Source organism: Gordonia heveisoli (assembly GCF_030315745.1).
In the GTDB taxonomy this organism is placed as follows: domain Bacteria; phylum Actinomycetota; class Actinomycetes; order Mycobacteriales; family Mycobacteriaceae; genus Gordonia.
Genome location: NZ_JASXSH010000005.1, coordinates 34,375 through 45,514, shown reverse-complemented (window position 1 = coordinate 45,514; position 11,140 = coordinate 34,375). Strand labels below are relative to the sequence as shown.

Below are 11,140 nucleotides of genomic sequence, written 5' to 3'. Positions count from 1 at the left end.
GGACACCCGACTCTCGACGGGGATCACATCGACGATCGCACGATCAGTCGACGAGGATGGTCGCGAACGTACCCACCTCGGTGAATCCGACGCGCTCGTACACGGCCCGCGCAGGCAGGTTGAAACTGTTGACGTAGAGACTCGGCAGGCGCCCAACGGCCGTCACCGCCGCGGCCACCGCGGCTGTCCCCCCTGCCCCGAGCCCGCCGCCCCGCAGGTCCGGCGACACCCAGATCCCCTGGATCTGCCCGACGCGCCTCGACATCGAGCCGATCTCCGCCTTGAACACGACCTCACCGTCGTCGAAACGTGCGAAGACCCGCTTGGCGGTGATGAGAGTAGCCAGTCGCCGCCGGTAGGACCGTCCACCGTCGCCGAGAGTTGGGTCGACCCCGACCTCCCCGATGAACATGTCGATCGCGGCGGGCATATAGGTGTCGAGGTCGTCGAGCGTGACCAGCCGGACCGCGGGATCGGGTGCGACCGCGGGTGCGCCCTCCAGAACCAGCAGCGGCTGCACCGGTCGTACCTCGCGTGCCGGTCCCCACGCGGGCTCGATCTGCTGCCACAGCGGCATGACCAGATCCGCGCGTCCGACGATCGACGAGCAGATCCGGGGTGCCGCAACGGCCCGATCGGCGAAATACTCGAGGTCTGCGGCGCTGCCGGTGATCGGGATCAGATTCGCGCCGGAGAAACACAGGGAGTTCGACGGATCACCCGCCGTCCACAACTCGCCGCCGAGCAGTCGCGGCGCGATGCCGTGCGCTTCGAAACGGGCGGCGACCATACAGTTGGCCACCGGATCCGAGTCGAGAACAGACCGGACCGCATCCATGTCACGCGCACCGAGTGGCTTGTCGCCCAGAAGCTTCAGCACTGCCACTCCTTCATCGCCGCCCGACACCATTGCACCGCGCACCCGGGTCTGGGTCCGTCTGCGCGACTACGAGACGGTCACCACGGGTTGCCCGATCTCTCCAGTTTCTCCCGATTCGCCCGCGATCCGCAGCGCTTCCTCGATCAAGGTCTCCACGATCTCGGCTTCCGGCACGGTCTTGATGACTTCACCCTTGACGAAGATCTGCCCCTTGCCGTTGCCCGAGGCGACCCCGAGATCGGCTTCGCGCGCCTCGCCGGGTCCGTTGACGACGCAGCCCATGACCGCGACTCGCAGCGGAACCTCCATCCCTTCCAGACCGGCCGACACGGCGTCGGCGAGCTTGTAGACATCGACCTGCGCTCGCCCGCAGGACGGGCAGGACACGATCTCCAGCTTGCGTGGACGCAGATTGAGCGACTGCAGGATCTGGTCGCCGACCTTGACCTCTTCGGCTGGGGGCGCAGACAACGAAACGCGGATGGTGTCGCCGATACCCTCCGACAGCAGTGCGCCGAAGGCCACCGCCGACTTGATGGTCCCCTGGAATGCCGGCCCGGCCTCGGTCACGCCGAGGTGCAGCGGGTAGTCGCACTGGGCCGCGAGCTGCCGATAGGCCTCGACCATGATCACCGGGTCGTTGTGTTTGACCGAGATCTTGATGTCGCCGAAGCCGTGTTCCTCGAACAGACCCGCCTCCCACAGCGCCGACTCGACGAGTGCTTCGGGGGTGGCCTTGCCGTACTTCTCCATGATCCGCTTGTCGAGCGAACCGGCATTCACCCCGATGCGGATGGGGATGCCGGCGTCGCCTGCGGCCTTGGCGACCTCTTTGACCCGGCCGTCGAACTCCTTGATGTTGCCCGGATTCACGCGGACCGCGGCGCACCCGGCGTCAATGGCGGCGAAGATGTACTTCGGCTGGAAGTGGATGTCGGCGATCACCGGAATCTTGCTCTTCTTGGCGATGATCGGCAGCGCCTCGGCATCCTCGTTGCGCGGACAGGCCACCCGCACGATGTCGCAGCCCGACGCGGTCAGCGCCGCGATCTGCTGCAAGGTCGCGTTGATGTCGTGGGTCTTGGTGGTCGTCATCGATTGCACCGAGATCGGGTGGTCGCTGCCGACGCCCACCGACCCGACCTGGATCTGCCGGGTCTTGCGGCGCGGCGCCAGGACCGGGAGCGGCGCCGCCGGCATACCCAGACCGATCGGGATTGCCGAATCCGATGGGGAGTTCATCTCATTCACCTCTGGTCACAGTGGTTGCGGCTCGCGGTGCTTCTCATCACCACGGGTCGATCGGGTTGACGATGTCGGCGGTGAGGGTCAATGCCATGAATCCACCCATCACCAGGACCACCGCGTAGGTGATCGGCATCAGCTTGTAATAGTCGACGGCGCCGCCCGGGGCTCGCCCGAACATCCGCCGGATCAGGTCACGAACCTTCTCGTACCCGACGATCGCCATGTGTCCGCCGTCCAGCGGCAGCAACGGGACCAGGTTGAACAGGCCGAGGAAGAAATTGATGCTGATCAGCAGGATCCAGAACATGTCCCACAGTCCGCGCTCGACGGCCTGACCGCCGAGCACCGACGCGCCGTACACGCTGACCGGGGTGTCCAGCGAGCGTTCGCCGCCGGTGACCGCGGTCCACAGTCCGCTGACCTTCGACGGCAGCGACAGCAGCGCGTTCCAGGTCTCCCGGAACAGATCACCGGTGAAGCCGAGGGCTCCGGGGAGGATGCCGGCCACGTCGTAGTGGTTCACCGCGGGCGGGGTGTCGTAGGCGACGCCGACCATGTTGTAGGTCTGCGACTCGACCTTGCCGTCCGAGCCGGTGGCGGTGACGGTGACCGGCTGTGGCGTCATCGTCAGTTGCAGCTGTTGCTGGTCGCGCCGCACGCTCAGGACCACCGGTCCGGTGCTCGCGCGGATCACCGGCGTCAGGTCGGCCGCCTTGCCGACCGGCTGGCCGTTGACGGCGACGATCTCATCGCCGGGCAGGAGTCCGGCGTCGGCGGCCGGACCGGCACCGGTACACGGCGCCTTGGTCTGTTTGTTGCCGACGATGTCGATCTTCGGGGAGACGCAATTCGTCTCGGCGACGCGGGCGGGGGTCGGGGGCGGGCTGAGGTCGGGCAGCCCGAAGCTCAATCCGACGATGATGATCAGGACGAAGCCGAGGATGAAGTTCTGTGCGGGGCCCGCGAAGAGTACGACCAGGCGTTTCCACGCGGACTGCTTGTACATGGCGCGGTCGCGTTCGTCCCACGCGAGATCCTCGTGCGGGGTCATGCCCGCGATGTCGCAGAACCCGCCGAGTGGCACCGCCTTGATCCCGTACTCGGTTTCACCACGGCGGGTGGACCACAGGGTCGGGCCGAATCCGACGAAGTAGCGTCGCACTTTCATGCCGGTGGCCTGCGCCGCCCACATGTGACCGCATTCGTGCCAGGCGACCGACAACAGCAACGCCACCGCGAAAAGGGTCACGCCGATCGCGAAACTCACGTACTCACTCCATCCAGACTTCGCCTATGCTCTCCGATCGCACCGCCACCGGTGCCGTCCCGGTCAGTCCCGGGTGCGGCTCGCGGTGGATTCGACGAGGCGCGCGGCATGCGCGCGCGCCCACTGATCGGCGGCGAAGACCTCTTCCACAGTACCTGGCGGGTTGCGCCACTGATCGGCGTCGGCGAGCACCTCGGCGACGACCTCGACGATCCGCGGAAACCGGATCCGGCCTGCGAAGAAGCCGGCGGCGGCGGCTTCGTTGGCGGCGTTGAAGACTGCGGTGAGACTTCCACCACCCCGACCGGCGGTCCGAGCCAGTTCGACGGCCGGGAAGACCTCGTTGTCGACGGGTTCGAAGGTCCACTGGGCCGCGGTCGAGAAGTCGCAGGCCATCGACGACCCCGGCACGCGATCGGGCCAGCCGAGAGCGAGCGCGATCGGCAGCTTCATCGACGGCGGCGACGCCTTCGCGACGGTCGCACCGTCGACAAAGGTGACCATCGAGTGCACGATCGACTGCGGATGCACGGTCACGTCGATGTGGTCGTAGTCGACGCCGAACAGCAGATGCGCCTCGATGACCTCCAACGCCTTGTTGACGAGCGTCGCCGAGTTGAGGGTGATCATCGGCCCCATCGACCAGGTCGGATGCCGGCCGGCCTGTTCGGGCGTCACATCTTCCAACTGCGCGCGGGTCCAGCCGCGGAATGGCCCACCCGACGCGGTCAGCACCAGTCGGTCGACCTCGTCGGCGCTGCCGGCCCGCAGGCATTGCGCGATCGCCGAATGCTCGGAGTCGACCGGCACGATCTGGCCGGGGGCGGCGGCGTCGAGCACCAGCGATCCGCCCGCCACCAGCGATTCCTTGTTCGCCAGCGCCAACCGGGCACCGGTGGCAAGCGTGGCCAGACTCGGTGCCAGCCCGATCGACCCGACCACCGCGTTCAGGACCACATCGGCGTCGGCGGCCGCGATCAGATCGCACATCGCGTCCGGGCCGCCGGCGACGCGTCCGCCGACCGTATTCCCCAGCGTGACCGCCGCGTCGGCGTCGGCGACGGCCAGCCGGTCCGGACCGATGCCGAACCGGGCCGCCTGCGCCGCGAGTAGATCGAGGTTCCCACCGCCCGCGCCGAGACCCGCGACCTGGAATCGATCGGGATGTTCGCCGATGACTTCGAGCGCCTGAACGCCGATCGATCCGGTGGAGCCGAGGATGAGCACACGTGTGGACACGTCTTCCATTCTGGCCCACCGGCGGGCCGTCGCCCGCATCGCGCCGCGCCGCACTACCGCCGACGTCATTCGGCGACCGGACGTCAGCGCGGCGGATGCACGCGGCGCCAGTGGTCGGCGATGTCGATTCGGCGCGCGATCCAGACGTCGTCGTGGGCGAGCACATGGTCGACGAAGCGTTCCAGCGCGGCCAGCCGGGCCGGTCGGCCGACGAGCCGGCAGTGCAGCCCGATCGAGAGCATCTTCGGTGCCCCCTCGCAGCCCTCCCGGTAGAGCACGTCGAAGGCATCCCGCAGATATGCGAAATACGGCTCCCCCGAACCGAATCCGCCCGGCGAGGCGAATCTCATGTCATTGGTGTCCAGGGTATAGGGCACCACCAGGTGATCGACGTCCGCCCCACCACCGGTCGGCACACCGACCCAATAGGGCAGATCGTCGGCGTAACTGTCGGAGTCGTAGACGAATCCACCGTGTTCGACGACGAGCCTGCGCGTGTTCGGCGAATCCCGGCCGGTGTACCAGCCCAGTGGCGCGGCACCGGTGATCTCGGTCAGCAGCGCGACCGCGGCATGCATGTGTTCGCGTTCGATGTCGATGTCGGTGAGCTGGTAGCTCAGCCAGCGCAGGCCGTGGCAGGCGATCTCGTCGCCGCGCTCGGCGAAGGCGGCGACCGCCTCGGGGTTGCGCGCCATCGCCTGGGCGACCGCGAAGATGGTCAGCGGCAGCCCACGGTCGGAGAACAGTCGCAGGATCCGCCACACCCCGGCTCGCGAGCCGTATTCGTAGAGCGATTCCATACTCATGTGGCGGTTACCGAAGGCCTGCGCGCCGATCATCTCGGACAGGAAGGTCTCACTCGCGGCGTCACCGTCGAGGACGTTGTTCTCCGAACCCTCCTCATAGTTGAGGACGAACTGGACGGCGATCTTCGCACCGCCGGGCCACTGCGGGTCAGGCGGGGTGGCGCCATAGCCGATCATGTCGCGCGGATAATTCTCCGCGCGATAGGCGGCCAGCGTGTGCGGTGAACGATCTCCCGACGACGACTGTGGAATTGGCGACATGGCCGAATTCTGTCAGTTCGACGCGTCCGGGGCCGGGTGAGCGCCGACCCCGGCGGTTACGGCGATGGCACTGCGATGATCGGGCGGCGATACCGCTATGCTGATCGCTGAACTACTACCGATCGTCAGAGATCTGACGTCCGCGCAGTGAGGAGTCCCCTGTGGCAAGCACCGATGTGCAGCACACCGACGTCATCGACACCGGCTGGGTTCGTGAACCCTCGGAAGCACCGTCCGCACGGTTCGGCTGGCACGGCAACGGCGCGGTCAAGACCTACTGGACGATGACCATCCTGTGTGTCATCGCACTGCTCGGCATGCTGATCGGCAACCATGTCGGCCATGTCGAGGACATCTACCTCGTCGCCATCGCCGCAGGCCTGGTCGGCTTGGCCATCTACGGCACCCTCCGCAACCGCGGCACCTGGAAGCGCTGAACCCACTCAGAACTTCTCGCCGGATGACTCCGGCGCCGGCACCACTTCGGACCGCCCGTTCACCACGGGCGGTCCGTCTGTATTCGGGTCGTGGTCAGCGTTCCTCGGCGGCGAGCTGACCACAGGCCGCCGCGATCTCCTGGCCGCGGGTGTCGCGCACGGTGCAGGACACCCCCTGCTCCCGGACCCTCCGGACGAACTCACGCTCGACCGGCTTGGGACTGGCGTCCCATTCCGAGCCTGGTGTCGGGTTCAGCGGGATCAGGTTCACATGGACCAGCGATCCCAGCGCCTTGTGCAGCTTCTGACCGAGCATGTCCGCACGCCACGGCTGGTCGTTGACGTCACGGATGAGTGCGTACTCGATCGACACCCGACGACCGGTGGTGTCGGCGTAGTACCGCGCGGCGTCGAGCACCTCCTGCACCGACCATCGGTTGTTGACCGGGACCAAGGTGTCGCGGAGTTCGTCGTCGGGGGTGTGCAAGGAGACCGCGAGGGTGACCGACAGGCCCTCGTCCGCGAGCCTGCGGATCGACGGGGCGAGCCCGACGGTCGACACGGTGACCGACCGGGCCGAGATGCCCAGCCCCTGCGGTGCGGGTGCGGTGATCTGTCGTACCGCGCTGACCACCCGTTTGTAATTGGCCAGCGGCTCGCCCATACCCATGAACACGACATTCGACAGGCGTCCGGGCTCGCCGAACTCGCCGTCGCGCAACGATCGCGCAGCCGCCCGGACCTGGTCGACGATCTCGCCGGTGGACAGATTACGGTCGAGACCGCCCTGGCCGGTCGCACAGAACGGGCAGGCCATGCCGCAACCGGCCTGGCTGGAGATGCACAGGGTGTTGCGGTCGGTGTAACGCATCAGCACCGATTCCAGCAGCGTTCCGTCGTGCAGACGCCACAAGGTCTTGCGGGTACTGCCGTCGTCACAGGAGATGTGCCGGACCGGGTTCAGCAGCTGCGGGAACAACCGTTCGCCGACCGACTCGCGAGCACCTGCGGGCAGATCGGTCATTTCGGCGACGTCGGCGTTGAGTCGGCTGTAGTACTGCCGGGCGAGCTGGTCGGCCCGGAACTTCGGTAGGCCCAGTTCGGTCACCGCCGCGATCCGCGCCTCCGGTTCGAGGTCGGTGAAATGTGTCGGCGGGCGCCCGCGTTTGGGCGCGTCGAACACGAGTGGCAATGACGTCATGCAGCCATTGTCGCATGTAATGATGGGGCGATGACGACACCAGATCCGCAGCATCCCGGCGTCGACCCCACGGCGGGACACCTCGATCCCACCGCCTTTGACGCGCCGCCGGTGGACCCGCAGGCCGCCGCCGAACACCAGGCGCTGCTCAACGAACGCAATGAACTGCGCAACAGCGTTCGCGATGTCGAGCACACGCGCACCCGCGCCACCTTCTACGGACTGGTCATCGGGGCGATCATCCTGATCCTGCTCCTGGTCTTCATCCTGCAGAATCTGGAGTCCCAGGCGATCACCCTGCTGTTCTGGACGGTCGACCTGCCCGTCGGCGTCAGCCTCCTGATCGCCGCGATCGCCGGCGCGCTCATCGTGGCGCTGATCGGTGGTCTGCGGATGTTGCAGATGCGACGCGCCCTGAAGAAGGCTGGCAAGTAGCCCACGCGCTCACAGCAGCGCGGTCAGCACCGCCCACACCACGAACGCCGATGGCAGTAGTGAGTCCAGCCGGTCCATGATCCCGCCGTGGCCGGGCAGCAGCGTACCCATGTCCTTGATCCCGAGGTCCCGTTTGACCTGGGATTCGACGAGGTCACCGAGCGTTGCGCAGATCACCAGACCCGGCCCGAGAATCAGGCCGATCCACCAGTGGTTGCCCAACAGGAAGTGCACCGAGCAGACCGCGCCGATGCCGCCGACCAGCAATGAGCCTGCCATCCCCTCCCAGGACTTCTTGGGACTGATCGCCGGCGCCATCGGATGCTTACCGAAGAGCACCCCGGCCGCATACCCGCCGACATCCGAGCAGACCACCACGATCATCAGGGTGGCCACCCGGGCGGCGCCGTCGTCCTGCACGACGAGATAGGTGCCGAACGAGGCGAGTAGCGGCAACCACGCCAGCACCAGCACGGTGATCGCGAGGTCGCGCAGGTAATTCTTGGGGGCCTCGGACAATCCCTGCGCAAGTAGCTTCCACACCATCGCGACCAGCACTGTCGCCGTGAACGCCGTCAGCTGTCCGGTCTGCCCCCACGGCCAACTCGCCCAGATGATGGCCTGCCCACCGATCAGCAGCGGCCAGAGCGCGATGTCGTAACCACCCGCGCGCAGGCGCTTGGCGACTTCCCAGGTGGCGATCGCCAGTGCGACGGCGACCAGACCGAACCACACCTTCGGCGCGAAGAGCAGGATGACGATGATCGCGGCCCCGAGCGATACCCCTACGCCGATGGCGGCCGGCAGGTCACGACCGGCGCGCGACTTCTTTTCCGGGGAGCCCGAAGCCGACGCGCTACCTGATGCCGGGCCGGTGGGCGGCTCACCGGCGGAGGAAGACGACGTCGGTCCAGAGGTATTCCGGCGCTGACCGCGTCGTTGCGGGGCGGCGCTCACACCTCGAGCAATTCGGATTCTTTGTGCTTCACCAGTTCATCGACCTGCTGCACATACCCCGCGGTGGTCTTGTCGAGTTCCTTCTCGGCGCGCACCACGTCGTCCTCACCGGCCTCGCCGTCCTTCTGGATCCGCTTGAGTTCGTCAGCGGCCTTGCGGCGCACGTTGCGGATGGCGACCTTGGCGTCCTCACCCTTGCCCTTGGCCTGCTTGACCAGGTCACGACGACGATCCTCGGTCAGTTGCGGGATCGACACCCGGATGATGTTGCCGTCGTTGGTCGGGTTCACGCCGAGATCCGAGTTGCGGATCGCGGTCTCGATATCCCGCAGGCTCGACGCCTCGTAGGGCTTGATGACGACCAGCCGTGGCTCGGGGGTGGTGATGCTGGAGACCTGCGTGATCGGCGTGAGCGCACCGTAGTACTCGATGCTGACCTTGTTGAACATCGCCGGATTGGCGCGACCGGTCCGGATGGAACCCATGTCCTCCTTGGCGACGTTCACCGCCTTTTCCATCTTCTCCTCGGCGTCCAACAACGCGTCGTCAATCATCTGGTCCCCGTTTCTACGGTCAGTGGGTCGGCTCGGTAGTGGTCTGACTGTGCTGGGCGGTCAGGACCGCACCAGGGTGCCGATCGGCTCGCCGGCGACGGCACGCGCGATGTTGCCCTGCTCGAGCAAATTGAACACCAGCATCGGCATCTTGTTGTCCATACAGAGACTGAAGGCGGTCGCGTCGGCCACCTTCAGTTGCTTGTCCAGCGCCTCACGGTGGGTGATCTCGCGGTACAGAGTGGCGTCGGGGTTGGTCCGGGGGTCGTCGCTGTAGACCCCGTCGACAGCTTTGGCCATCAATACGACCTCAGCCTTGATCTCCAGTGCGCGCTGCGCGGCGGTGGTGTCGGTGGAGAAGTACGGCATGCCCATACCGGCACCGAAGATGACCACACGCCCCTTCTCCAGATGTCGCTGAGCACGCAGCGGCAGATAGGGCTCGGCGACCTGTCCCATCGTGATGGCGGTCTGCACGCGGGTGGTGACCCCACGCTTCTCCAGGAAGTCCTGTAGGGCGAGGCAGTTCATCACGGTACCCAGCATGCCCATGTAGTCCGACCGGGCCCGGTCGAGACCGCGCTGTTGGAGTTCGGCGCCGCGGAAGAAGTTTCCACCGCCGATGACTACGGCAACCTGCACACCCGAGGCGACGACGTCGGCGATCTGGTCGGCGACCGTACCGACGACGTCGGGATCGAGGCCGACCTCGCCGCCACCGAACATCTCACCACCGAGCTTGAGCAGTACCCGCTGGAATCCATGACGCTCGGACTGATTCTGGTCGGACACTTCGCTCATCAACTTCCTCACTCGTCGGTTCGGTGAACTATCGTACGTCCTCCCTCGTACCGTCCGGTGACGCGTGTCGAAGCTCAGTGACCGATACCTCCGGCGAGCAACTCCCCCACCACCGAACGCATCGGCGGCCGGTCATCGGTGACCGGATAGCTGCGCGCGACGGTGAACCCGTCGTCGTCGAGCTGGAACTGGGTCAACGGTGCGCCGGAATCCTCGATGCCGAGCCGACCGAGGAGCGTCGAGACGATCTGTCGCCCCATCGGGCCGAGTTCGGTCAACGGCCGATTGCGGTGGATTCGCACCCCGAGGTTGACCTGGCCGATCGCGTCGATCCCATAGTGGGTCAGGGTGTCGAGCAGGATGCCGATCTCCACGCCGTATCCGGGCGCGAACGGGATGGCGGTGAGCAGTTCGCGCGTGCCGGCGTATTCACCGCCGAGGGGCTGGATCACCCCGCCCAACTCCGGGCGCAGCGCCGCGATCAGCGGGCGCACCAGCAGTTCGGTGACCCGTCCACCACCGGCGGGGTCCACACCTTCGGATCCGAGCATCGGCCGCCGGTAGAACCCTTTGACCAGATGCAGGTCGTCGACGGTGAGCAACGGCTCGACCAGTCGCGGGACGTAGAGCGGATCGGGGTCGATGAGGTCGCTGTCCAGGAAGACGACGATGTCACCGGTCGTCGCCGACAGGGAACGCCACAACACTTCCCCCTTGCCCGAGGTCACCGGCACCCCGGGCAGCGCGGACTCGCGGGTCTCCACGCGGGCCCCGGCCGCCGCGGCACGCGCGATGGTCGCATCGGTGGAACCGGAGTCGACGACGACGATCTCGTCGACGAGGGAGCCGACCAGAGGACGCACCGAGGCGATGACCGCCGCGACGGTCGCCTCTTCGTCGAGCGCGGGCAGTACCACGGAGATGGTCCGCCCGTTCTTGCGGGCGACCAGATCGGCCAGCACCGGCTGGGATCGTTCCCAGGTGTTGGACTCCAGCCAGGTCGCCGACCCTCCCGACGACGACACCGTGGAATCGGGCACCGGGCGACGCGTCG

12 protein-coding genes are annotated in these 11,140 nt (G+C 66.8%); 2 read left to right on the top strand and 10 right to left on the bottom strand.

The genetic code is table 11. The annotated features are described in order from the left end of the window. Positions 1-43: 43 nt before the first annotated feature. The 5 genes from QSJ18_RS05895 to puuE all read right to left on the bottom strand — a co-directional run bounded on the left by QSJ18_RS05895 (position 44) and on the right by puuE (position 5,701). Positions 44-880, bottom strand: a complete 837-nt coding sequence (locus QSJ18_RS05895; protein WP_286325374.1) for a GNAT family N-acetyltransferase — start codon at positions 878-880, stop codon at positions 44-46. A gap of 66 nt (positions 881-946) precedes the next feature. After that, on the bottom strand, positions 947-2,122 hold the full coding sequence (gene ispG, locus QSJ18_RS05890) for a flavodoxin-dependent (E)-4-hydroxy-3-methylbut-2-enyl-diphosphate synthase (RefSeq protein ID WP_286325373.1): 1,176 nt from the start codon (positions 2,120-2,122) through the stop codon (positions 947-949). A gap of 46 nt (positions 2,123-2,168) precedes the next feature. Then, on the bottom strand, positions 2,169-3,395 hold the full coding sequence (locus QSJ18_RS05885) for a M50 family metallopeptidase (protein ID WP_286325372.1): 1,227 nt from the start codon (positions 3,393-3,395) through the stop codon (positions 2,169-2,171). 63 nt (positions 3,396-3,458) lie between these two features. Then, positions 3,459-4,634, bottom strand: coding sequence for a 1-deoxy-D-xylulose-5-phosphate reductoisomerase (gene dxr, locus QSJ18_RS05880; protein ID WP_286325371.1), 1,176 nt, complete (start codon positions 4,632-4,634; stop codon positions 3,459-3,461). A gap of 83 nt (positions 4,635-4,717) precedes the next feature. Continuing rightward, complete coding sequence (puuE, locus tag QSJ18_RS05875; protein WP_286325370.1) at positions 4,718-5,701, bottom strand: allantoinase PuuE; 984 nt, start codon at positions 5,699-5,701, stop codon at positions 4,718-4,720. Between the two features lie 161 nt (positions 5,702-5,862). Here puuE and QSJ18_RS05870 point away from each other — a divergent pair, with 161 nt between their 5' ends. Continuing rightward, the gene (locus QSJ18_RS05870) at positions 5,863-6,138 is read left to right on the top strand and encodes a DUF2631 domain-containing protein (protein WP_286325368.1); all 276 of its coding nucleotides are present in this window, start codon (positions 5,863-5,865) and stop codon (positions 6,136-6,138) included. Positions 6,139-6,232: 94 nt separating this feature from the next. Here QSJ18_RS05870 and rlmN read toward each other — a convergent pair whose 3' ends face one another. After that, positions 6,233-7,339, bottom strand: a complete 1,107-nt coding sequence (rlmN, locus tag QSJ18_RS05865) for a dual-specificity RNA methyltransferase RlmN (protein ID WP_286325366.1) — start codon at positions 7,337-7,339, stop codon at positions 6,233-6,235. 30 nt (positions 7,340-7,369) lie between these two features. On the opposite strand from rlmN, the gene QSJ18_RS05860 reads away from it, so the two are divergent. Next, complete coding sequence (locus tag QSJ18_RS05860) at positions 7,370-7,774, top strand: LapA family protein (RefSeq protein WP_286325365.1); 405 nt, start codon at positions 7,370-7,372, stop codon at positions 7,772-7,774. Between the two features lie 9 nt (positions 7,775-7,783). On the opposite strand, the gene QSJ18_RS05855 is transcribed toward QSJ18_RS05860, so the two are convergent. From QSJ18_RS05855 to QSJ18_RS05840, 4 genes are all read right to left on the bottom strand, one after another. Next, the gene (locus tag QSJ18_RS05855; protein WP_286325540.1) at positions 7,784-8,581 is read right to left on the bottom strand and encodes a phosphatidate cytidylyltransferase; all 798 of its coding nucleotides are present in this window, start codon (positions 8,579-8,581) and stop codon (positions 7,784-7,786) included. Between the two features lie 146 nt (positions 8,582-8,727). Further along, positions 8,728-9,285 carry a ribosome recycling factor gene (gene frr, locus QSJ18_RS05850; RefSeq protein ID WP_286325364.1) on the bottom strand — a complete coding sequence of 186 codons (558 nt, stop codon included), beginning with the start codon at positions 9,283-9,285 and terminating at the stop codon, positions 8,728-8,730. A gap of 60 nt (positions 9,286-9,345) precedes the next feature. After that, positions 9,346-10,086, bottom strand: coding sequence for a UMP kinase (pyrH, locus tag QSJ18_RS05845; RefSeq protein ID WP_286325363.1), 741 nt, complete (start codon positions 10,084-10,086; stop codon positions 9,346-9,348). Between the two features lie 74 nt (positions 10,087-10,160). After that, complete coding sequence (locus QSJ18_RS05840; RefSeq protein ID WP_286325362.1) at positions 10,161-11,126, bottom strand: glucosyl-3-phosphoglycerate synthase; 966 nt, start codon at positions 11,124-11,126, stop codon at positions 10,161-10,163. Between the last annotated feature and the right edge of the window lie 14 nt (positions 11,127-11,140).